We start from the raw sequence: 21,581 nt of genomic DNA, 5'->3' as shown, positions 1-21,581 counted from the left end.
AAAAGGGGGCCGCGCGGGCGGCGCAGCGCGGCCCGCGGGGCAGGGTTTTGTTTGTGTGTTTGTTGTGACCGGGGTTGGCTAGTCGCTAGTCACGCATTCGTCCCGCTGGTTTGCTCCCCTCTCCAGCTTGCGGGAGAGGGGAGGCAACAGTCTGTGCTTCGGCGTTTAACGCATCACTCAGGCCGAAAAGCCCCGCCATTCCTCCATCCCGGCAGGCCCGGTGATCTGCGACAGCGGAAAAGGCTCGCCCTCACGAATGGCCTCGACCCTGCCTTCAGCCGGGAACCACAGCGCATTGCGCTCGCCTAGCACGGTGCCGTGGGTGCCGTCCGAGTACAGCGCCGAACCTTCCGGCAGCGCGAACACCTGTTCGGGCGCATTGATGTGCAGGAACTCGGCCAGGCGCTCTTCCCGGCTTTCGCCGTTGTGGCCCGCGGGCTTGCCGCTGATGAAGTGCGGGTTGACCTGGAACGGCACCAGGCCCAGCGCGCGCAGCGAGGGCGGCTGCACGATCGGCATGTCGTTAGTGGTGCGGATGGTCGGGCAGGCCACGTTGCTGCCGGCGCTCCACCCGACGTACGGCGTGCCCGCGCGCACCCTGGCGCGGATCGCGTCGACGATGCCGGCGTCGTACATGCGCTTGAGCAGCGCGAAGGTATTGCCGCCGCCCACGGCGATGGCTTTGGCTTCCTGCACCGCGCGCAGCGGATTGGCGCTGTGGTGGATCGACTCGAGCGCATAGCCGAGCTTCTCGAACACCGGCTTGACCATGCCTTCATAGGTATCGAAGCTGAAGGTCACGCCCGCGAACGGCACGAACAGCACCTTGCGCGGCTCGCGCTGCAGCAGCGTGTGGATCTGCTCGCCGGCGTGCTCCAGGTAGCCGAGGTTGTCCTTGCGCGAGCTGCTCATCAGGAGGATGCGTTGGGTCATGTCTTGGTATCCGTTTTTTCGGTGATGCGTTCAGGCGATGGCGGCGCGGATCAGTGCGGCGACGCGGTCGATCTCTTCGTGCGTGTTGAAGTAGTGCAGCGACACGCGCGCCATGGTCGGCACGCCGTAGCGCGCCAGGATCGAATCGGCCATGAAGTTGCCCGCTTCGATGATGCATTGCTGCGCTTCCAGCGCGGCCACGATGCGCGCGGGGTCGACGCCGCGCACGTTGAACGGCACGATGCCGATGCGCTGGGTCACGTCGGTGGGACCGTACAGCTCGAAGCCCGGAATCGCGGCGAACTTCGCCACCGCGTACTCAGTCAGGTCGCGCACGCGCGCCTCGATGGCGTCGATGCCGATCGCGGTGGCATAGTCGATGGCGGTGCCCATGCCGAGGATTGCCGGCACGATCGGGCAGCCGGCCTCGAAACGCTTCGCGCCCGCCACCAGCGACAGCGCGCCGGTGTTGCGGTCGCACGCGCCGTTCCACCAGCCCACCAGCATCGGCTCGACCTGCCCGATCAGCGCGCGGCGCACATACAGGAAGCCCGAGCCCTCAGTCGCGCGCAGCGCCTTGCGCCCGCAGCCGGCGAGGAAGTCGCAGTCCAGCTGCGCCACATCGGAACGCAGCATGCCCACGCTTTGCGCGGCATTGACGAGCGACAGCACGCCATGCTTGCGCGCGACCGCGCAGATCTGCGCGGCGGGCTGCACGGCGCCGGTGGAATTGGGCAGGTGCGAGAAGGTCAGCAGGCGCGTGCGCGGCGTGATCGCGGCCTCGAATGCCTGCGCGCTCAGCAGGCCCTCGGCATTGGCCGGCACCGTCTTCACTACAACGCCGTGCGATTGCTCCAGCCGCCGCCACGGCAGCAGGTTGCTCAGCATTTCGGTGTCGGCCACCAGCACTTCATCGCCCGCTTGCCACGCGATGCCGCGCGCGGCGATGGAAATGCTTTCGGTGGCGTTCTTGGTGAAGGCGATCTCGTCGGCCGAGCAGTTGAGCAATCCGGCCAGCATGCCGCGCACGGCTTCCACGCGGGCATAGGTCTCCTTGCGGAACGCCGGCAGGTAGATGCCAACATGGCCGGTATCGAGCAGGTAGCTGCGCACGGTGTCGAGCACGGCGTCGGGCGGAATCGAGGCCGCGGCCGTGTCGAGATAGATGGTGGAAGCCGTCAGCGGAGTGTCGGCGCGGATTGCTTGGATATCCATGGAACGTCTCGGGTAATGACAGGCGGGGCGCGGCGCGCGCGCCCCGGGATGGCTTGCCGCAGGGCTTACTTCTTCAGCTTGGTGACGGAGCCGAAGAAGCTGAAGAGGGCATCGCCGGCGATCACGCCGCCGGCAAAGGCGCTCATCTCGGCCAGATGCTTGTCGCCGCGCAGGCGCTGCACCACGAAGCGGATCAGCAGGCCCGCCAGCACTGCCCAGCCGGCCAGCGGCGAGGCGATCAGCATGCCGGTGGAAAGGAGGATGCCGAGCTGGCGCTTGGAACCGCCGAGCCACTGCAACAGCGCGCCGGGGATCGCCCAGATCACCAGGTTGCGCGCGATCTCCGCCGAGGAGCCGGCCTTGATCGATGCCGCATAGACACGGTCCACCGGCGGGATCAGGCCCTGCGAGAAGAAGGTGCCGTGGAACACGATCACCACCACGGCGGCCACGCCGAAGCCGACCATCGCCGCCAGGAACTGCTGCTTGCGGCCCGCGATTTCGGCCTCCATGTCGCGGCCCTCGCCGCGCAGCAGGTAGCCGGTCTTGAGGTCGTAGCCCATGTCGGCAAAGGCCGGCCCGGTGGCGGCCGAGAAGCCCACCAGCACCGCCAGCGCCGTTGGCGGGAAGCCGATCAGGATGCCGATGGTCAGCGTGATCAGCGCCACCGCGAAGGCCGGGAACCAGCCCGAGTGCATCGCCGCGATGCCGACGATCAGCTCGTGCACATAGGCGGCAAAGGCGGCGTACAGCACGAACACGACCAGCATGCCGAGCGACATGTCGGATACATGCCCGGCCAGCAGCGAGATCAGCAACGCGATCGCCAGGTAGATGAGGAAGCCGCCCGACAGGATGCGGCTGGCGCGCGAGGCCGGGACTTCGATGGTGCGCGCGTCGGCGGCCGGCGCGTTGCGTGCACGGCGGATTTCCATGGCGACCTGGAACAGCGCGACGATGCCCGCGCCGATCATCAGCCCATGCGGGATATAGGCCTTGGCGATATCGATGCCGGTCACGGCCACCGAATAGCCGCGCACCAGCAGGCCGATGCCGAACATGGTCAGCGCCGCCAGGTTGCCCAGGAACGCCGCGCCGAAGGCCGACATCGGCACGCCCAGCCACGCGCCGCCCACGCCCACGGCAATGCCCAGGCCCAGGAACGCCGCCTTGCGGCCGCCGCGGTCGCCGGCCCAGATCGCCTCGGCAGTGGCGATACCCGCCGGCCAGGTGCCGGTGGCGGGGAAGACCTTGCTGCCGAACAGGAAGTACAGCATGGCCCCGTCGACGAACATGGCGATCACCGCGCCGATCAGCATCGGCGTGGCCAGCTCGGGCATGCCCATCGCATACGGCACGCCGATCGGGATCATCAGCGAGTTGGCGGCGCCGAAGGTGGCCGACGAGATCGCGGTCTGGACCAGGTTCTGCCGCTCCAGCACGCGGAAGCGCCGCGTAATCTCCAGCGGGATGCGCGAAAACACGATCGCGATCAGCGCGCCGATGATCGAGGTATTGGCCGATATCCCCAGCGACACGATCAGCTGCATGCCGATCATGGCGCCGAATACCGACAGCGCCACCGATACCAGCAGCAGCAAAGGCTCCATAAAGCGCGACCGTGTCGCGGGCTGCGCCGCCATTGGCGCGTTCAGTTGTGTTGGCATGGTCATGTCTTCCACCGCTCCTCGTAGTGTTGTCTGGTTTTGTGTGTCGTGTGCGCGCGTTTGCGTGGGCCGGCAATCCTGACCCGCTATCGCATGAAGCCCGCCACCGGGCCGATCGTCTTTCGCGCCGCGCGCAGCGCTTCCAGCAGCCGCGGCACGGCCTCGCGCGTCAGCCGCTGCAGCGGGCCGGCGATGGCGAGGGATCCCACCACCGCCTGGGTGTCGCGGTGGTGCAGCGGCAATGCCAGCCCCGCCACCGTGGCCGCGGATTCCTCGCAGGTATAGGCAAAGCCGTCGGCGCGGACCTGGGCCAGTTGCGCGGCCAGTTCCGGCGCGTCGCCGATGACCTGCCGCCGGAACGCTTCCGGCTGGAATGCGAGGATCGCTTTGGCATGCGCGCCGGCGTCCAGCGCGAAGCGCTGGCCCACCTCGATCGAAAAGCGCAGCTGGTGCTGGCTCTGGGCGATGTCCGTGCACAGGCCTTCGTGACCGTCCAGCCACGACAGGAAAACCGTTTCGCCACTTTCCTGCGCCAGCGCCTCCAGCGCGGGCTGGACCACTGCCGCCGGCGAAAACGCCTTGCGCATCACTTGACCCAGTTCGAACCAGCGCAAGCCCAGCCCATAGCGGCCGACGCTGTCCTGCGTCAGGAAGCCATTGGCGGCAAACGTGGCGAGTACGCGATGCACGACGGCGTGGTGCACGCCGCTTTCGCGCGCCAGTTCGCGCACGCCCCAGCTGGGCTGGCGAGCGGTGAAATGGGTGAGGAGCGCGAGCGCGCCGTCCAGGGTCTTGAGCATGACTGACTGCTTTGTGTCTCTAATATAGAGACAACGTCTCTGATACAGAGAAATGCTAGGCCGCGCCCAGACGCGCAACAATCAGGGTTAACGCGCAATCTCCGCCGGTGGCTGGGCGAATATCGACCATGCGCCGTTGCCTATACTTGGCGCAGAGCGACTGCTACGGGAGGCGCCCATGGCTGCGGAAGACCACGGTTTCGGCGACGAAGCGGCCCGCATCGCGCATCGGCGCCGCCAGCTCGGCATCTCGCCGCGCACGCAGGAGCGCCAGCGCAACTGGGCGCTGGCGCTGTCCGGCGGCGGCATCCGCAGCGCCACGTTCTGCCTGGGCGTGATGCAGGCGATGGCCGGCACCGACATGCCGGCGCGCACGCTTGCCACCGCCGCGAACACCGAGGCTCCTCCGACGCCCGCGGCGAACACCGCCGCCGCGGCGCAGGCCGTGCCCGGGATGGCCTCGCTGCTGGCCCAGTTCGACTACTTGTCCACCGTCAGCGGCGGCGGCTACCTCGGGGCCTTCTTCGTCAGCCTGTTCGTGCCGGGCCGCCTGCGCCGCGGCACCGGCCCGGTCCAGGCCGCGGCCGACGCCTACCACACGCTGCAATGCGAGCCGCCCGGGCGCATCCACACCTCGGTCTCCTATGCCGCCGATCCCGGCCGCGGCGCGCTCGCGTGGCTGCGCGAGAACGGTCGCTACCTGTCGCCCACGGGCGCGGGCGACAACCTCTATGCTGCCGCCCTGGTGGTGCGCAACTGGCTGGCCATGCACTACGTGATCGGCAGCGCGCTGCTGGCGTTGCTGGCCCTGCTCGCGCTGCTGCTGCATGGCGCCGCGGGAGCGTGGTACGGGTTCGGGCGCTATGAGATGGACCTGCTGCACGATGCGCGGCAGGCCTTCAACCAGGGCGAGTGCGCGATCTGGTGGAGCCCCTGGCTGTGGCTGCCGCTGGTTACGGTGGTGATCGGCGCGGTGCCGCCCGGCCTGGCATACTGGCTGGTCTACCCGCGCGCCAACGATCCGCAGGCGCCGGCGCGCTTTCTCAGCCCAGCACCGCTGGTGGCGACGCTGCTCGGCCTGCTGTTGCTGGCGGCCGCGCACTGGTCGGAATGGCTCGGTGCCAACCACGTTCCGGCGCAGCTCTTTGCCGCGCTGGGTGTGCTGACGTGGCTGGGCGTGCTGAGCTGCCTGGTGATGCTGCAGGGCGAGCCGCGCACCGTGTCCGGCTATCGCGTACGCGCCACGCGTGCGCTGCGCACTGCGGTCACGCTGACGCTGTGGCTGGCGGCATTGGGCGTGGCCGATACGGTCGCGCGAACCGCCTACCTGTATGCCCATGCCGCTCATCATCCGTGGGGCGCGGCGCTGCCCGCGGGCGTGCTTGGCGTGCTGGTCTGGCTGGTGCGCTACGGCGCGCGCTGGCTCGACGCAGGCCGCAAGGGCAGCGCCGACACCGCCTGGCGCGCACTGTGGGCGCGCTTGCCGGTCTCGTTGCTGGCCGGCGCGGCCGCGGCGGTGCTGGCGCTGCTGATGTTCGTGCTGTGGTCGTGGCTGGTGCTGTGGGTGCGCTGGGATGGCCGCGAGCCGGTCGACTGGCTGGTGTACGGCACGGCCTACACCGGGCCGGCGCTGGCAATGCTGACTGTCGTGGCGCTGGTGCTGGCGCTGGTCGCCGGCCGCTTTACCGGGTTCCTCAACCTGTCCACGCTGCAGCCCTTCTATGCGGCGCGCCTCACGCGCGCCTACCTTGGCGCGTCCAACGGCGAGCGCTTTGCCGCGCCCGATCCCGATCCGGTGGCGGACCGCCGCCGGCGCGCGCGCTTCAGCGTGGCGGAGCCCGTGCCCGGCGACCAGCTCGGCCTCAACGCCTATTACGATCCGCGCGTGCTGGCGCCGCTGCACCTGATCAACGTGACGCTGAACCTGACCGTCGATCCGGCCGAGCAACTGGTCCAGCGCGACCGCAAAGGCAAGCCGTTGTGCCTGGCGCCCGGCGCCAGCGTGGCCCAGCCGGGCGCCGCGGCCACCATCGCGCCGGATGCCTATGCGCGCTTCACCATCGACGGCCGGCAGTGCTGCCCGGATGCGTCATGGCCCGCATCGGGCAAGCTGTCGCAATCGCTCACGGTGGGCGACTGGATCGCCATCTCGGGGGCGGTGGTGTCAACGGGACTGGGCCGGGCCACCACGCTCGGGACCTCGCTGCTGCTGGGCCTGGCCAACCTGCGGCTGGGCACGTGGTGGCCCTCGTACCCGGCCAGGTATGCGCGCCAGGGCGGAGCCGAGGGCGAGCGGTGGCGCCATCCCGAACGCGCCACGCATCCGTGGCTGGCCGCCGGCATGTTCCGCACGCAGTACTACCTCGGGTGCGAGCTGAGCGCCCGCTTCCATGGCACGCGGCGCGGCTGGCAATACCTGTCGGACGGCGGCCATTTCGACAACACCGGTGTCTACGAGCTGCTGCGTCCGGGTCGGGACGTCGCGCTGATCGTGCTGTGCGATTGTGGCGGCGATCCGGACTATCGCTTCGGCGACCTCGCCAACCTGATCCGGCTCGCGCGCATCGACCATGGCCTGGAGATCGTGGTCGATACCGAGGCCGCCACGCATCCCGTGCTGAGCCGCGTCTTCGGCGTGCCGGACGATTTCATGCCTGGTGTGACGGGCAGCGACCCTGCCGCCGACAAATGCGCGGTGCTGCTCAACGTGTACCGCACCGATCCGGCGTGCGCGGCGCCGCGCGCGCAGGTCTGCCGCATCGTGCTGCTCAAGCCGCGGCTGGTGTCATGGGCGCCGGCCGATGTGCGGCACTATGGCGCCACGCACCCGGCCTTCCCGCAGGAAAGCACCAGCGACCAGTTCTTCGATGAAGCCCAATGGGAAAGCTATCGGGCGCTGGGCCATGCGATCGGCAAGCGGGTGCTGGGCGGCGAAGTGGGAAAGGCGCTGCTTGCGTGATCGAGCCGACTGAACGTTGGCGTCAGCGCACGAAGCCGATCACGTCTTCCAGCCGGCCGCTGGCGTCGCGCAAGGCCTCCAGCAGGCGCGGCACGGCGGCCTCGTCCAGGCGCTGCTGCGGCCCGGCAATCGCCACCGAGCCCACCACCGCGCTGCGGTCGCGCGACCACAGCGGCAGTGCCAGCCCGGCCACGCTGGCCGCGGCTTCCTCGCGCGTATGGGCCCAGCCGCGTTCGCGCACCTCGGCAAGCTGCTGCTCGATGCGCTCGCGGTCCAGCGTGGTGTGAGGGCCCACGCGCGCCATGCCCTGGCGGTAGACTTCGTCGCGGAAGGCATCTTCCTGGAAGGCGAGCATCGCCTTGGCATGCGCCCCCGCGTACAGCGCAAAGCGCTCGCCCAGCTCGATCGAGAAACGCAGTTGGTGCTGGCTCTGCACCAGCCCCACGCACAGGCCTTCATGGCCGTCGAGCCACGACAGGAATACGGTCTCGCCGCTTTGCGCTGCCAGCTTTTCCAGAACCGGGCGCACGATCTCGTCCGGCGAGAAGCTCTTGCGCACCACCTGTCCCAGCTCGAACAGCCGCAGCCCCAGCGAATACTTGCCGGTCGCCGCGTCCTGTACCAGGAAGCCGTTGGCGGCAAAGGTCGCCAGCACGCGGTGCACCACGGCGTAATGCACGCCGCTGTGCTTGGCCAGTTCGCGCACGCCCCAGGTGGGCTGGCGCACGGTGAAGTGCGTCAGCAGGGCCAGCGCGCCGTCCAGTGTCTTGAGAGTCATCGATCGTTCCTTCGCATCGGGCTGAATGGTAAGGGCAAGCGGCGCGAGGCTCAATCCTTGCCGTCGGGCGCTGGTCCGGCGGATACCCACATACCCACGCCGCCCGCAGGGCCGCAAATCCGTCGCCAGCACGTTCCGCGCAGGCTCACTAACATAGCGAACCATCCGCATAGCATCGGGCGGCGCACGTGTGGCGTACGCCGCCCGCCAGACCACAACATGAATCGCGACTCTCTCCCCGCCGGCAACGGCATCGCTTACTCGGTGCTCGACCTGGCTCCCATCCCGCAGGGCAGCGACGCCGGCCAGGCCATGCGCAACTCGCTCGACCTGGCGCGCCATGCCGAGCAACTGGGCTACCACCGCTACTGGCTGGCCGAGCACCACAACATGCCCGGCATCGCCAGCGCCGCCACCGCGGTGCTGATCGGCTATGTCGCCAACGGCACGCAGACCATCCGCGTGGGCTCCGGTGGCGTGATGCTGCCCAACCATTCGCCGCTGGTGATCGCCGAGCAGTTCGGCACGCTGGCCTCGCTGTACCCGGGCCGCATCGACCTGGGACTGGGCCGCGCGCCCGGCACGGACCAGGCCACCGCGCGCGCGTTGCGCCGCCATCTGACCAGCGACAGCGCCGATACCTTCCCGCAGGACGTGGAAGAGCTTCAGGCGTATTTCGATGACGTGCGCCCTGGCCAGCGCCTGCGCGCCGTTCCCGGTGCCGGCCTGAAGGTGCCGATCTGGCTGCTGGGCTCGAGCCTGTTCAGCGCGCAGCTGGCCGCGGCCATGGGCCTGCCGTTCGCGTTTGCCTCGCACTTCGCGCCGGGCTTCATGCGCCAGGCGCTCGACCTCTACCGTCGCACCTTCCGGCCCTCTGAAGCGCTGGATCGCCCGTACGTGATGCTCGGCTTCAACGTCTTTGCCGCGGACAGCGCCGATGAGGCGCGCCGCCTGTTCAGCTCGCTGCAGCAGCAGTTCCTGGCACTGGTGCGCGGCACGCCGGGGCAACTGCGCCCGCCGGTGGACGACATCGAGTCGCTGTGGACCGAGAGCGAGGCCGACCATATCCGCCGCTCGCTGGCGTGCTCGGTGGTGGGCGATCCGGACTCGGTGCGCGCCGGCATGCAGCGCTTTGTCGACGACCTGCAGCCGGACGAGCTGATGCTGACCGGCCAGATCTACGACCACCAGGCGCGCCTGCGCTCCTTCGAGATCGCCGCCGGCGCGGCGCGCAGCCTCAAGGCCAACGCCGCACTTTGAGCCATCCGGTATGGCGCACGCCGCACTTGCGGCGTGCGCTGGCCGACGTCTCCTGATTCCTGCCTGCCATTCTGGTTTGCATCCCGCCGACGCGCTCGGATACATTAGAAGGCCGAGACCAGACAGAGGCGTGGCCACCCAGGCACGCGCCCGCACAGTCCGCCCGATCCGCCCCCCTCAGCAGGCTCCCGGGGCCGACGGCAGCGACGACCAGGAGACAGCGATGGACCTGCGGCAACGCGAGCACATCGAGACGGTGGTCCAGGCCACCACATACCTAGCCCCGCCCGCCGTGCTGGCGGACCGGATCGCGCACGACGCCATCATCCAGAACTCATGGCGGCGCTGCGTGCACCAGTACGGGCTCGATCCCTCGCGCATGCAGGAAGCGCGCATCCTGCCGCAGCCGCGGCTGCGCGAACACCAGGAACGCATCGACGATTTCGCGCGCATCGCGCGCCACGGCCTGCAGAGCCTGTACGGGCAAGTGGCCGCACTGGGCTACGTGGTGCTGCTGACCGATGCGCAAGGCGTGACGGTCGACTATATCGGCGATGCGCGCACCGATGCCGCACTGCGGCACGCCGGCCTCTACCTCGGCGCGGAATGGAGCGAGAGCGGCGCCGGCACCTGCGCGGTGGGAACGGCGCTGGTCACCGGCCAGGCACTGACGGTGCACCAGGCCGACCATTTCGATGCAACCCATATCCCGCTGACCTGCACCGCCGCGCCGCTGTTCGACACGCACGGCAACCTGCACGCCATCCTCGACATCTCCGCGCTGACCTCGCCGCACGCCAAGGACAGCCAGGGGCTGGCGTTGCAGCTGGTACGCATCTATGCCGCGCATATCGAGAACGCCAACTTCCTGCGCGCGCACCGGCGCGACTGGATCCTGAAGCTGAACGTGGCGCCGGAGTTCGTCGACGTCAATCCCGAATACCTGCTGGCGCTGGACGAGGTCGGCCGCATCGTCGGCCACAACCACCGCGCCCGGCTGATGCTGGAGGGCGAGCTGGGCGGCGCGGCCGGCGCCACCGTGCTCGGCCAGCGGTTCGAGACGCTGTTCGGCGCCCGGCTGGAAGACCTGGGCAACTATGTCTACTCCCGGCCCAGCGAGCAGCGGCTGGTGGCGCTGAACCGCAGCGGCGGGCTGCTATACCTGAGCGTGATGCCACCCGCGCTGCGCTGGCAGGCTCCCGCGAAGGAAGCGCCGGTGGTTATGCCCGAGGCGCTGGCCGCGCTGACCGGCGGTGACGCTGCGCTGCAGCAGCAATTGCAGCGCGCCGCGCGGCTGGTCGATTCGCCGATCAACCTGCTGATCCACGGCGAGACCGGCAGCGGCAAGGAATTCTTCGCCAAGGCCCTGCACCAGGCCAGCGCGCGCCGCGGCGGCCCGTTCATCGCGGTGAACTGCGCGGCGATCCCGGAAACGCTGATCGAGAGCGAACTGTTCGGCCACCTGCCCAACAGCTTCTCCGGCGCCGGCCCGCGCGGCAAGCGTGGGCTGATCCAGGAAGCCGACGGCGGCACGCTGTTTCTGGACGAGATCGGCGATATGCCGCGCGAGCTCCAGTCGCGGCTGCTGCGCGTGCTGGCCGAGGGCGAGGTGCTGCCGGTCGGCGCCGCGCGGCCCGTGCCGGTGCGGCTGCGCGTCATTTCCGCGACGCACCACGGCCTGGAGCAACTGGTCGCCGAAGGACGCTTCCGCGAAGACCTCTTTTACCGCCTGAACGGCGCCCGTTTTGAACTGCCGCCGCTGCGCGCACGCCACGACCTCGACTGGCTGCTGGCCAAGCTGCTGCAGGAAGGCGCCGCCGCACCCGTGACGCTGTCGCCGGCGGCACGCGAGCGGCTGCATCGCCATCGCTGGCCGGGCAACCTGCGCGAGCTGCGCAACGTGCTGGAATACGCGCGCGCCGTCTGCACCGGCGGCTATATCGATGAGCAGGACTTGCCCGACGGCCTCGGCATCGCGGCCATCGCCGCTGCGCCGGCACAAGCTGTGCAGGTTGCCGGCGACAGCGCCGCCGCGCCATTCGACCCGCACCAGCTGCCGCCGGAAGGCATGCTGCTGATGCAGTACCTGCGCGCTTCCGGCTGGAACCTGAGCGCGGTCGCGCGCCAGATCGGCATCAGCCGCATGACGCTGTACCGGCGCATGGAGCGTTATGGCATCCAGTCGCCTAACCGGCGCGACGGGGCCGACGATGAAGGCGGCAAGCCCATTCACTGAGCGGTCGCGCGATACGGTTGTCCACCCGCTGTACACCTGTGCTGTGACACCTGTCACAGCGCACCGCCCCGTCTTGCCTTTTCGTCGCGGGTAATCCCTCGGTTTTTGCGCATTTTTCGCCCTGCGCGCGCTGGCACAGCCATTGCAATTTGCCTGTCACCACAATGACAACAGGAGACAGGCAATGGGGCACGCAGCCGGCGCCGGCACGCCACTGGTCGGCATCATCGCCAACCCGATTTCCGCGCGCGATATCCGCCGCGTGATCGCCAACGCCAACAGCCTGCAACTGGCCGATCGCGTCAATATCGTGCTGCGCCTGCTGTCCGCGCTGGCGGCATGCGGCGTGGGCCGCGTGCTGATGATGCCGGACCGCGAAGGACTGCGCGTCATGCTGGCGCGGCACCTGGCGCGCCGGCAGGGACCCGACTCCGGCCTGCCTGCCGTCGAATACCTCGACATGCCCGTGACCGCGCGCGTCGACGACACGCTGCACGCCGCGCGCTGCATGGCCGATGCCGGCGTGGCCGCCATCATCGTGCTCGGCGGCGACGGCACCCACCGCGCGGTGGTGCGCGAATGCGGCGGGGTTCCCATCGCCGGCCTGTCGACCGGCACCAACAACGCCTACCCCGAGATGCGCGAGCCGACCATCATCGGCCTCGCCACCGGGCTCTACGCCACCGGGCGCGTTTCCGACAAGCACGCGCTGGCCTCCAACAAGCGGCTCGACATCGTCATCCGCGACGGCGATGGCGGCTTTCGCCGCGACATCGCGCTGGTGGATGCGGTGATCTCGCACGAACACTTCATCGGCGCGCGCGCCTTGTGGAAGACCGACACGCTCGCAGCGGTCTATGTGTCGTTCGCCGATCCGCAGGCCATCGGCCTGTCGGCCATTGCCGGACTGCTCGAACCGCTGGGCCGGCGCGAGCCCGGCGGCCTGGCGATCGAGCTGGCCGCGCCGGGCGAGGGCGAATTCGACCTGCGCGCGCCGATCGCGCCGGGACTGTTGTGCACGGTGCCGGTCGCCGGCTGGCAGCGTCTCGAACACGGCCGCCCGCACCGCGTGCGCCAGCGCAGCGGCATTGTCGCGCTCGACGGCGAACGCGAGCTGGCCTTCGGCCCTGACGACGAAGTCACCGTGACCCTGCATGAACACGCTTTTCGCAGCATCGACGTGGCGGGCTGCATGCGCTATGCCGCGCAGCATCGGCTGATGCGCAGCAGCAACCCGTTGCTTTCCTGCCTTTCCTGAAGTGCAAACCTTGATAGAACGAAGGAGACAGACATGACAGCCAGAGCTTCACAAGCTTCCGCCTTGCTGCCGCTCGACAAGGAGACCCTGCTGACGGTGTACCGGAAGATGCGCACCATCCGCGATTTCGAGGAACGCCTGCACGTGGACTTCGCGCGTGGCGACATCCCGGGCTTCGTCCACCTGTACGCAGGCGAGGAGGCCGCGGGCGTCGGCATCCTGCACCACCTGCACGATGGCGACCGCATTGCCAGCACGCACCGCGGCCACGGCCACTGCATTGCCAAGGGTGTGGATCCGGTGGCGATGATGATGGAGATCTATGGCAAGAAGGGCGGTTCATGCAACGGCAAGGGCGGCTCGATGCATATCGCCGACCTGTCCAAGGGCATGATGGGCGCCAACGGCATCCTGGGCGCGGGTGCGCCGCTGGTCTGCGGCGCCGCGCTGGCGGCCAAGTTCCGCGGCAAGGGCGAGGTCGGCATCACCTTCTGCGGCGACGGCGCTTCCAACCAGGGCACCTTCCTGGAAAGCCTGAACCTGGCCGCGGTGTGGAACCTGCCGGTGATCTTCGTGATCGAGAACAACGGCTATGCCGAGTCGACCTCGCGTGACTATGGCACCGCGGTGGACAGCTACGTCGACCGCGCCGCCGGCTTCGGCATCCCCGGCGTGACTGTCGACGGCACCGACTTCTTCGCCGTGCACGAGGCCGCGGGCGAAGTGATCCGCCGCGCGCGCGAAGGCGGCGGCCCGTCGCTGCTCGAATGCAAGATGGTGCGCTTCTACGGCCATTTCGAGGGCGATGCGCAGACCTATCGCGCCGCCGGCGAACTCGACGATATCCGCGCCAACAAGGACTGCCTGAAGCTGTTCGCCCGCACCGTGACGCAGGCCGGCGTGGTCGCGCGCGAGGAACTCGACACCATCGACCGCGAAGTCGCCGCGCTGATCGAGCACGCCGTGCAGGAAGCCAAGGCCGCGCCGCTGCCCGGCCCGGAAGACCTGCTCACCGACGTCTACGTCAGCTACTGATCGCCTCTCGCCAACCAGACGGCTAACCGAACTATCAGGAGACAAACATGGCTCGCAAACTGAGCATCAAGCTGGCGATCAACGAGGCGATCGACCAGGAAATGACCCGCGACCCCAGCGTCATCATGCTGGGCGAAGACATCGTCGGCGGCGCCGGCGCGGATGGCGAGAAGGACGCCTGGGGCGGCGTGCTGGGCGTGACCAAGGGACTCTATGCCAAGCATGGCGACCGGCTGCTGGATACGCCGTTGTCGGAGTCGGCCTATGTGGGCGCGGCCATCGGCGCCGCGGCCTGTGGCATGCGCCCGATCGCCGAGCTGATGTTCATCGACTTCATGGGCGTGTGCTTCGACCAGATCTTCAACCAGGCGGCCAAGTTCCGCTACATGTTCGGTGGCAAGGCCGAAACCCCGGTGGTGATCCGCGCCATGGTCGGCGCGGGCTTTCGTGCCGCCGCGCAGCACAGCCAGATGCTGACGCCACTGTTCACGCATATCCCCGGGCTCAAGGTGGTATGCCCGTCAACGCCGTATGACACCAAGGGCCTGCTGATCCAGGCGATCCGCGACAACGACCCGGTGATCTTCTGCGAGCACAAGAACCTGTACGGGCTGGAAGGCGAGGTGCCGGAGGGCGCGTACGCGATCCCGTTTGGCGAGGCCAATATCGTGCGCGACGGCAAGGACGTGTCGATCGTCACCTACGGGCTGATGGTGCACCGCGCGCTGGAGGCGGCGGCCACGCTGGCGAAGGAAGGCATCGAAGCGGAAGTGATCGACCTGCGCACGCTGTCGCCGCTGGACATGGACACGGTGCTGGAATCGGTCGAGAACACCGGCCGCCTGGTGGTGGTGGATGAAGCCAGCCCGCGCTGCAATATCGCCACCGATATCTCCGCGCAGGTCGCGCAGCAGGCCTTCGGCGCGCTCAAGGCCGGCATCGAGATGGTGTGCCCGCCGCATACGCCGGTGCCGTTCTCGCCGACGCTGGAAGACCTGTATATCCCCGGCGCCGCGCAGATCGCTGCTGCCGCGCGCAAGACGGTGAAGGGAGGCAAGCAGTGATGGCAAGCGCAGCAATTACCCCGATCGTGATGCCCAAGTGGGGCCTGTCGATGAAGGAAGGCACGGTCAATGCCTGGCTGGTCGACGAGGGCGCCGAGATCAGCGTGGGCATGCCGATCCTCGATGTGGAAACCGACAAGATCGCCAATGCGGTGGAGGCGCCGGACGCCGGCACGCTGCGCCGCAAGGTGGCGCAGGCCGGCGACGTGCTGCCGGTCAAGGCGCTGCTTGGCGTGCTGGCCCCGGCGGAGGTGAGCGATGCGGATATCGACGCGTATGTATCGGCTTATGAAGCGCCCGCGGACGACGGCGACGAGGAAGACGCTGCCGCCGCGTACCAGTTCGCCGACGTGGACGGCGTCCGCGTCCGCTACGCCCGCAAGGGCAGCGGCGCCGAGACCGTGCTCTTCATCCACGGCTTTGGCGGTGACCTGGACAACTGGCTGTTCAACCTCGATCCCCTTGCCGACGCGTACACGGTCGTGGCACTGGACCTTCCCGGCCATGGACAGTCGTCGCCGCGGCTCGCGGGCACGACGCTGGCGCAGATGGCCGGCTTTGTAGCGCGCTTCATGGACGAGACCGGGATCGACGCGGCGCACCTGGTCGGCCATTCGATGGGCGGCGGCGTGGCGGCGCAGCTCGCCGTGGACTCGCCGCAGCGGGTGTTGTCGATGGCACTGGTGTCGCCGGTGGGCTTTGGCGAAGCGGTCAACAGCGGCTATACCGAGGGCTTCGTCAATGCGCAGTCGCGGCGAGAGCTGAAGCCGGTGATCGAACTGCTGTTCGCGGATGCCGGGCTGGTCAGCCGGCAGATGCTCGACGACCTGCTGCGCTACAAGCGGCTGGATGGCGTGACCGAAGCGCTGACGTCCCTGGGCCAGGACCTGTTCGCCGGCGGCAGGCAGAAGGAGCAGCCCGGCCAGCGGCTGGCCGGCAGCGGCAAGCGCGTGCTGGTGGTGTGGGGCGGCCAGGACCGCATCATCCCGGCGGAACATGCCGAGGCGGCGCCGCCCGGCGCTACCGTCAAGGTCTTTGCCGACGCCGGCCATATGAGCCAGATGGAGAAGGCCAACGACTTCAACGCGCTGCTCAGGCAGCACCTCGGCGGCTGATGCCGCGGCGCGGGCGGCGGCGTGCGCTGCCGCCCGCCTTTGTCCTCCATCCACCGAATCAGGACGACAGCTTTTATGAGCACTGAACTGAAGACCCGCCTCGCCCAGATTAACAAGCAGTTCGCCGCGCTCGCGCAGGCCCAGCCCGCGGCCATGAGCGCATTCCAGGGCCTGATGAAGGCCGCCACGCAGGAAGGCAGCCTGCCGGCCGCGGTCAAGGAACTGGTCGCGGTCGCGCTGGCTGTGCAGAAGGGCTGCGACGACTGCGTGCTGTTCCACACGGCACAGGCGTTGCGCCACGGCGCCACGCGCGATCAACTGGCCGAAGTACTGGCGCTCAATATCGAGATGGGCGGCGGCCCGGGCGCGATGTATGCGTCGAAGGCGCTGGCCTATTTCGATGCGCTCAACGGTTAGCCTTGCTAGACTCGGCCTATCGTTACCCGACCGGCCAAGACCGCTGCCGCGCCATGCCTTTTGAGTTCGTCGAGCCCGCGCCTGCCGGCCAGCCGCATGCGGATCCGCTGCAGGACGAACTGGCCTTGCTCGAGTTCGCCGCGCAGGGCCGGCAGGTCGCGCAACTGTGGGAAGCGCCACTGTCGCTGGTGGTGCCGCGTACCTATCAGCGGCATGCCGGCTTCGAGGCGGCGCGCGCCGAGTTCGCCCGGCAAGGCTGTCCGGTGTTCCTGCGCATGTCGGGCGGGGGACTGGTGCCGCAAGGCCCGGGCATCCTCAACCTGAGCCTGGCCTATAGCGTCGGCCAGCCGCCGGGTGCGCTCAGCGATGGGGTCTACCTGCACCTGTGCGATGTCATCGGCAAGGGGCTGCTGGCGCTGTGCGTGCCGACCCATTGGCAGGCGGTGGCCGGCTCGTTCTGCGACGGCCGCTTCAATCTCGCGTGGGGACCGCCGGAGGCGGCCCGCAAGATCGCCGGCACCGCGCAGTACTGGCGGCGCGCGCCGGCGGCCATGCAGTCGCCGGATGGGCAACGGCACCTGGTCCTGGCGCATGCGGTGCTGCTGGTAAGTGCCGACCCGGCGCAGATCAACGCGCGCGCCAATGCCTTCGAGGCAGCGATCGACAGCGGGCGCCACTATGATCCGCGCAAGGTGGTCAGCGTGCGCGAGGCGCTGCAGGCGCAGGGGCGCGCCGCCGCCGACGGGGCCGAACTGATGGCGCAGGTATCGCAGGTACTGAGGCACAGTGCCGCGCAGACGCCCCCGCCGGCCTAGTTGGCAGGCAGGAAGCGGATGTCGCCATACCAGGCGCGGGCGGCACTGTGGGTGTTGTCGGTATCGGTGATGATGCCGTACGCCTTGAGCGGGCCCGGTTGCTCATGGAACACCCGTTCGTAGTCCTGCACGACGTTACGGCGCAGGCTTTGCCATTTACCGGCATCGCCTTGCGCGCCAGAGACGACGATCATCTGCACGCGGCCGGTATGCGGGTTGGGGATGACGCTGCCCGGCTCGGCACTGTCGGACCACACATACATCAACGTGGCATAGGGCAGTTCTTCACCGGCGAGACTCTTGGCGATCTGCATCGCCGCGCGGTCACCTAGCGAGAGCTTGCTCGTGTCGCCCTCGAAGAAGAACACCAGCCGGGCCGGCGCATCCTCATGGGCGCCGTCGCTATTGTCCGCACCGGGAATCGGGCCTTGCGCCTTCCAGCGCCACGCCACCACGGGCGTGCGTGAGAGATTCACATCGCCCGCGTGCAGCAGCGCCGAGGCTGAGTGTTCGGCGTCGGCCTGCAGCACCGTGGCGCGGCCGTCGGCCACCAGCTGATAGCTGGTTTGCGCCTTGCCGTTGGCCACCGGTAAATTCTTCCAGCCATCTGGCAGCGCTGCTCCCGGCTTGAGCGCGGACACCGATAGTCCGGGCTGTTCGTCCGCGGCCTGAACGGCAAGCTGCGGCAGCAGCAGCGCGGCACACAAGGCGAGGCGCAGGGCAGGCGTGGCACTCATGGTCGATCCGGGAGGGAATATGGCCACGGGGCGTGACGCAAGGCTCGTGCCCATCACCATGCGCATCACGCACCGGCCGCACAAAAAAATTGCGGCCCACGTGGGGCCGCCAATCGGGAATGCGAGGAGGTCAGTTTCCTCAAGAAGCGTTATCGACGCCAGACGGCGTCGCAAGACCCCACTTCGGTGGGGCGTATGCATCACAGTTTGCGAGGCGGGCAATCGTTCAGGCGATAAGGCAGGAGCCATGCGGATCCGGTTCTGCCGCTGCCTTGATCCTGCGGACATTGGCTTCCAGTTCGGCATGGGCGGTGTCAAGCCATCCCACGCGATGGCGCACGGGATCCTTCGGCGACAGGTCGCTGACGGACAGCTCGCGCAGGAAATAGCGCACCATGCTGCCGGCTCGTGCGGGTACCGGCATCATGCCCAGCAACTGGTCGCGCGCAATCAGCCGCCGGCTGACGGCATGCCGGAGCCCGGCCCAGGCGGTGCGGCCCAGCGCGATATAGAAAGCGTCGGTGCGTATCTGCCGGACGGTGCCGAGAAACTGGTTTTCGAAGACTTCGCGAAGCATGGGCGCCGCCATCAGATCTTCGAAGGGGCCGTCGAAGGCGAGCCCGCGCCGGGTAGTGGCATGCGGCAGCAAGGCCAGCGGCTGCAGCCGCTCGAAGCCTTCGTTCCACAGCGCCGCGGCATGTGGCAGGCGGACCAGCTCGGGTACGCGGAAGTGGTCGAGCATGCGGATCAGGTTTGGCCGAATCAGCTTGCCGCCCAGTTCCACCCGACGCTTGTTCTCGCGCTGGATCACGCGGCCCGGCGCATGGCTGCGCAGCAGCTCCTCGGTCACGGACGCTGCCAGCCGCACATGGGCATGGCCCGGGGTGGTGCTGACGAGCACCAGCTGCGCCTGCGTGTTCAGGTATTCGCACGGCACGTAGTGCATGGCGTACGTACCGTCTTGCCCAACCAGGACGGGTCTGGCGATGACGCCGGTGGCGCCCCCAAGCCGTACCTGAGAGCAATACGCTTCAATAAAGTTGGTCAAGGACTCCCCCGCTCGCGACGCTTCTGGATGCGCTTTTTTCTTGTTCTGCTTTTCGATCATGGTAAGCCGGCGCTGCATCGCAGACAAAGTGCGCGGTGCCGGATTAGCCTGAATACGACGCAACCTTCGTTGGACAGCCAACATACTGCCGGCGGCGTCCCCCGATCGGGTGGGCGTAGCGGCATTAGCCGCACAGTAGCCCGGGGCCGGCGTCAGGACGATGACATTCCGATGCATGCGAGCGCGTCAACGGCTCTGGATTGAGGGTACGAGCGGGAAGAAAAAACCGGACACGAAGCGTGTCCGGTAACCCATTTGCTGACTCAGGTCGTGTCAGAACCCGAGGTCGCAAATGATAACGATTATCATTTTCTGCGGCAACAGGAGCCGGTTCTCAGCCGATCGATGTCTCGATAGCGATCTGTCCGGACAGCGTCTTGTGTACCGGGCAACGGTTGGCGACCCGCAGGAGGTCATCCAGGATCTGGGGCGTCAGTTCACCACTGACCTTGACCTCGCGCTTCAGCGAATAGGTGCCGTTGGATTCTTCATGGACGATCGACACGTCGATCCTGGCGATGGCGTAGCCCTTGCGCTTGGCATAGAGCTGCAGCGTCAGGGTAGTGCAAGCGGCCAGCGCGGAGTCGAGCAAGTCGTGGGGGCTGGGGTAGCTGGTATCGCCGCCCGCCGAGGCATCCAGGTCGGCCTGCCATTTGGCGGTACCGTTGCTCAGGTGGCAGATGGTGTTGCCCTGGCTCGGCTGCCAGGTCGCTTGGATAGTCATCGATCGTCCCCATCTAATAAGAGAAGGCGGCCCGGCGGGCCGGAGCAGTCATTCTATACAGGGCGTTGCAGGCTGTTCAAAGCGGTGGCAGCTGCACTTTTGCTGCGGTTTCGGAGTTTTCCGAAAAAGTGCTTGCCAACCCTGGCACGCTCACTTAATATTCGCCCCCTCGCAACACAACGCGGCGCTGCAAGGCAGACGCAGCAAGGGTTGCGGGGTCGACCGCAAGGCCGCAGATTCAACCGGTCAACGCAACAGCTTGATGGAATCGTTCAGCCGGTGTATCGAAGTTTAGTGTCTTGCGCGGGCGTTCGTTGAGCCGCCTGGCGATGGCATTGAGCTTGGCTTGCGAATAGACCGAGAGATCGGTTCCTTTCGGGAGGTACTGTCTCAAGAGCCCGTTCGTGTTTTCGTTCGTGCCGCGCTGCCAGGGATTCTGAGGATCGCAGAAATAGACCTTGATATCGGTCGCGACAGTGAAGCGCTTGTGGCCAGCCATCTCTGTGCCGCGATCCCACGTCAGCGATTTGTACAATTCCTGCGGTAGCTTGCCAGCGTGCTTGATCAGGGCGTTGACTACAGCCTCAGAGTCCTTGCTGGCAATCTTCACCAGCATCACAAACCGGGTCTGGCGTTCGACGAGTGTTGCAATCTGGCTGTTGGCGCTGCCGAACAGCAGATCGCCTTCCCAGTGCCCAGGTATCGCGCGATCCTCTGCCGTGGCAGGGCGTTCACTGATCGATACGGCATCTCGGATGTTCGTACGGTTGTCGGTCTTCAGTGTGTGTTGGCGCGATCTACGCATGGCTCGAGAACGCCGTAGGTGTTCCAGCAACTCCCTTTTCAGCGCGCCACGGGCCTGGATGTAGAGGCTCCGATAGATGGTTTCGTGCGACACCTGATAGTCCCTGTTGACCGCGTACACGTGCTTGAGCCAACCCGCAATCTGCTCTGGCGACCACTGCAATCGAAGCTTGCTTGCCACCACCTGGGCAAGTGTCCGATTCTTGACGAGCTTACATGCCTTTGGGCGCCGTGCGCGCTCCCATGCGAGCTCGTCGGCCTGGTTCGCCAGATAGCCCTGTCTGCCCCCATTTCGCCGGACCTCGCGGCTGATAGTAGAAGGAGCACGCCCCAGCCGGGCTGCTACGGATCGGATGGAGTGGCCGGCGACTACTGCGCGCGAAATCTCCTCTCGTTCGGCAAGCGTCAAGGCCAGCCTGGAGCGGTGTCGTTGCGCTGGCTGTATTCCGCCAGTCTTGGCGAGAATCCCTTGTATGGAGGAGTGGTAGCGATCGAACAGTCGGGCAATCTGCGCAAGCGTGTCACCTTTGCGCCACCGCTCCCACATCAGTGCCTTTTGAGTCTCGGTGTAGTAGATCCGCCGTCTTTGTTTCATTTGCAGCACTCCTCAGGCTCACAAAGCCTTTAGTGTGTTGCATCGACCGGTGGAATCTGCA

The 21,581-nt window shown here is 67.6% G+C and carries 18 protein-coding genes; 9 read left to right on the top strand and 9 right to left on the bottom strand.

All coding sequences use genetic code 11. From position 1 onward, the window contains the following. Positions 1-177: 177 nt before the first annotated feature. The 4 genes from pepE to ACAD63_RS32185 form a co-directional block, all read right to left on the bottom strand. The gene (pepE, locus tag ACAD63_RS32200) at positions 178-933 is read right to left on the bottom strand and encodes a dipeptidase PepE (RefSeq protein ID WP_135703432.1); all 756 of its coding nucleotides are present in this window, start codon (positions 931-933) and stop codon (positions 178-180) included. A gap of 30 nt (positions 934-963) precedes the next feature. Further along, positions 964-2,148, bottom strand: coding sequence for an aminotransferase class V-fold PLP-dependent enzyme (locus tag ACAD63_RS32195; RefSeq protein WP_135703433.1), 1,185 nt, complete (start codon positions 2,146-2,148; stop codon positions 964-966). Positions 2,149-2,213: 65 nt separating this feature from the next. After that, positions 2,214-3,821: an OPT/YSL family transporter gene (locus ACAD63_RS32190; protein WP_434034306.1), complete on the bottom strand. Its 1,608-nt coding sequence runs from the start codon at positions 3,819-3,821 to the stop codon at positions 2,214-2,216. Between the two features lie 80 nt (positions 3,822-3,901). Then, positions 3,902-4,615, bottom strand: coding sequence for an IclR family transcriptional regulator (locus ACAD63_RS32185; RefSeq protein WP_135703435.1), 714 nt, complete (start codon positions 4,613-4,615; stop codon positions 3,902-3,904). Positions 4,616-4,793: 178 nt separating this feature from the next. Between ACAD63_RS32185 and ACAD63_RS32180 the strand changes: the two genes are divergently transcribed. After that, positions 4,794-7,574: a hypothetical protein gene (locus ACAD63_RS32180; protein WP_434034305.1), complete on the top strand. Its 2,781-nt coding sequence runs from the start codon at positions 4,794-4,796 to the stop codon at positions 7,572-7,574. Between the two features lie 22 nt (positions 7,575-7,596). On the opposite strand, the gene ACAD63_RS32175 is transcribed toward ACAD63_RS32180, so the two are convergent. Next, positions 7,597-8,352, bottom strand: coding sequence for an IclR family transcriptional regulator (locus ACAD63_RS32175; RefSeq protein WP_135703437.1), 756 nt, complete (start codon positions 8,350-8,352; stop codon positions 7,597-7,599). Between the two features lie 219 nt (positions 8,353-8,571). Here ACAD63_RS32175 and ACAD63_RS32170 point away from each other — a divergent pair, with 219 nt between their 5' ends. The 8 genes from ACAD63_RS32170 (at position 8,572) to ACAD63_RS32135 (ending at position 17,552) form a co-directional block, all read left to right on the top strand. Then, positions 8,572-9,612 carry an LLM class flavin-dependent oxidoreductase gene (locus ACAD63_RS32170; protein WP_135703438.1) on the top strand — a complete coding sequence of 347 codons (1,041 nt, stop codon included), beginning with the start codon at positions 8,572-8,574 and terminating at the stop codon, positions 9,610-9,612. 223 nt (positions 9,613-9,835) lie between these two features. Further along, a complete protein-coding gene (locus tag ACAD63_RS32165) occupies positions 9,836-11,848 on the top strand; it encodes a sigma-54-dependent Fis family transcriptional regulator (protein WP_434034304.1) in 2,013 nt (670 codons plus the stop codon). 184 nt (positions 11,849-12,032) lie between these two features. Continuing rightward, positions 12,033-13,106 carry an ATP-NAD kinase family protein gene (locus ACAD63_RS32160; protein WP_135703439.1) on the top strand — a complete coding sequence of 358 codons (1,074 nt, stop codon included), beginning with the start codon at positions 12,033-12,035 and terminating at the stop codon, positions 13,104-13,106. Positions 13,107-13,139: 33 nt separating this feature from the next. After that, entirely contained in the window at positions 13,140-14,141 is a 1,002-nt protein-coding gene (locus tag ACAD63_RS32155; protein ID WP_133097056.1) for a thiamine pyrophosphate-dependent dehydrogenase E1 component subunit alpha, read from the top strand. A gap of 47 nt (positions 14,142-14,188) precedes the next feature. Next, a complete protein-coding gene (locus tag ACAD63_RS32150; protein WP_135703440.1) occupies positions 14,189-15,205 on the top strand; it encodes an alpha-ketoacid dehydrogenase subunit beta in 1,017 nt (338 codons plus the stop codon). Continuing rightward, the gene (locus tag ACAD63_RS32145) at positions 15,205-16,320 is read left to right on the top strand and encodes an acetoin dehydrogenase dihydrolipoyllysine-residue acetyltransferase subunit (RefSeq protein ID WP_135703441.1); all 1,116 of its coding nucleotides are present in this window, start codon (positions 15,205-15,207) and stop codon (positions 16,318-16,320) included. The genes ACAD63_RS32150 and ACAD63_RS32145 overlap by 1 nt, the downstream gene beginning before the upstream one ends. 75 nt (positions 16,321-16,395) lie before the next feature. Beyond that, positions 16,396-16,737, top strand: coding sequence for a carboxymuconolactone decarboxylase family protein (locus ACAD63_RS32140; RefSeq protein ID WP_133097053.1), 342 nt, complete (start codon positions 16,396-16,398; stop codon positions 16,735-16,737). A 53-nt stretch (positions 16,738-16,790) separates the two neighbouring features. Next, positions 16,791-17,552 (top strand): lipoyl protein ligase domain-containing protein, encoded by a 762-nt coding sequence (locus tag ACAD63_RS32135; RefSeq protein WP_133097052.1) that lies wholly within the window; start codon positions 16,791-16,793, stop codon positions 17,550-17,552. Here ACAD63_RS32135 and ACAD63_RS32130 read toward each other — a convergent pair. The 4 genes from ACAD63_RS32130 to ACAD63_RS32115 form a co-directional block, all read right to left on the bottom strand. Continuing rightward, positions 17,549-18,289 carry a DUF3047 domain-containing protein gene (locus ACAD63_RS32130; RefSeq protein ID WP_195428076.1) on the bottom strand — a complete coding sequence of 247 codons (741 nt, stop codon included), beginning with the start codon at positions 18,287-18,289 and terminating at the stop codon, positions 17,549-17,551. The genes ACAD63_RS32135 and ACAD63_RS32130 overlap by 4 nt on opposite strands. A gap of 226 nt (positions 18,290-18,515) precedes the next feature. Next, positions 18,516-19,337: a hypothetical protein gene (locus ACAD63_RS32125; RefSeq protein WP_135703442.1), complete on the bottom strand. Its 822-nt coding sequence runs from the start codon at positions 19,335-19,337 to the stop codon at positions 18,516-18,518. Between the two features lie 394 nt (positions 19,338-19,731). Next, positions 19,732-20,121: an OsmC family protein gene (locus ACAD63_RS32120; RefSeq protein ID WP_135703443.1), complete on the bottom strand. Its 390-nt coding sequence runs from the start codon at positions 20,119-20,121 to the stop codon at positions 19,732-19,734. A 238-nt stretch (positions 20,122-20,359) separates the two neighbouring features. Beyond that, entirely contained in the window at positions 20,360-21,520 is a 1,161-nt protein-coding gene (locus tag ACAD63_RS32115) for an IS30 family transposase (protein ID WP_058698825.1), read from the bottom strand. Positions 21,521-21,581: the final 61 nt, after the last annotated feature.

Source organism: Cupriavidus sp. a3, assembly GCF_051015765.1.
Taxonomy (GTDB): domain Bacteria; phylum Pseudomonadota; class Gammaproteobacteria; order Burkholderiales; family Burkholderiaceae; genus Cupriavidus; species Cupriavidus oxalaticus_A.
The sequence above is the reverse complement of the archived record's forward strand: the minus strand, read 5'-3'. Positions and strand labels throughout refer to the sequence as shown.

Bases quoted from the DNA above. Each gene is read 5' to 3' on its own strand.
- pepE (WP_135703432.1), bottom strand. From the start codon at position 933: ATGACCCAACGCATCCTCCTGATGAGCAGCTCGCGCAAGGACAACCTC.
- ACAD63_RS32195 (WP_135703433.1), bottom strand. From the start codon at position 2,148: ATGGATATCCAAGCAATCCGCGCCGACACTCCGCTGACGGCTTCCACC.
- ACAD63_RS32190 (WP_434034306.1), bottom strand. From the start codon at position 3,821: ATGACCATGCCAACACAACTGAACGCGCCAATGGCGGCGCAGCCCGCG.
- ACAD63_RS32185 (WP_135703435.1), bottom strand. From the start codon at position 4,615: ATGCTCAAGACCCTGGACGGCGCGCTCGCGCTCCTCACCCATTTCACC.
- ACAD63_RS32180 (WP_434034305.1), top strand. From the start codon at position 4,794: ATGGCTGCGGAAGACCACGGTTTCGGCGACGAAGCGGCCCGCATCGCG.
- ACAD63_RS32175 (WP_135703437.1), bottom strand. From the start codon at position 8,352: ATGACTCTCAAGACACTGGACGGCGCGCTGGCCCTGCTGACGCACTTC.
- ACAD63_RS32170 (WP_135703438.1), top strand. From the start codon at position 8,572: ATGAATCGCGACTCTCTCCCCGCCGGCAACGGCATCGCTTACTCGGTG.
- ACAD63_RS32165 (WP_434034304.1), top strand. From the start codon at position 9,836: ATGGACCTGCGGCAACGCGAGCACATCGAGACGGTGGTCCAGGCCACC.
- ACAD63_RS32160 (WP_135703439.1), top strand. From the start codon at position 12,033: ATGGGGCACGCAGCCGGCGCCGGCACGCCACTGGTCGGCATCATCGCC.
- ACAD63_RS32155 (WP_133097056.1), top strand. From the start codon at position 13,140: ATGACAGCCAGAGCTTCACAAGCTTCCGCCTTGCTGCCGCTCGACAAG.
- ACAD63_RS32150 (WP_135703440.1), top strand. From the start codon at position 14,189: ATGGCTCGCAAACTGAGCATCAAGCTGGCGATCAACGAGGCGATCGAC.
- ACAD63_RS32145 (WP_135703441.1), top strand. From the start codon at position 15,205: ATGGCAAGCGCAGCAATTACCCCGATCGTGATGCCCAAGTGGGGCCTG.
- ACAD63_RS32140 (WP_133097053.1), top strand. From the start codon at position 16,396: ATGAGCACTGAACTGAAGACCCGCCTCGCCCAGATTAACAAGCAGTTC.
- ACAD63_RS32135 (WP_133097052.1), top strand. From the start codon at position 16,791: ATGCCTTTTGAGTTCGTCGAGCCCGCGCCTGCCGGCCAGCCGCATGCG.
- ACAD63_RS32130 (WP_195428076.1), bottom strand. From the start codon at position 18,289: ATGAGTGCCACGCCTGCCCTGCGCCTCGCCTTGTGTGCCGCGCTGCTG.
- ACAD63_RS32120 (WP_135703443.1), bottom strand. From the start codon at position 20,121: ATGACTATCCAAGCGACCTGGCAGCCGAGCCAGGGCAACACCATCTGC.
- ACAD63_RS32115 (WP_058698825.1), bottom strand. From the start codon at position 21,520: ATGAAACAAAGACGGCGGATCTACTACACCGAGACTCAAAAGGCACTG.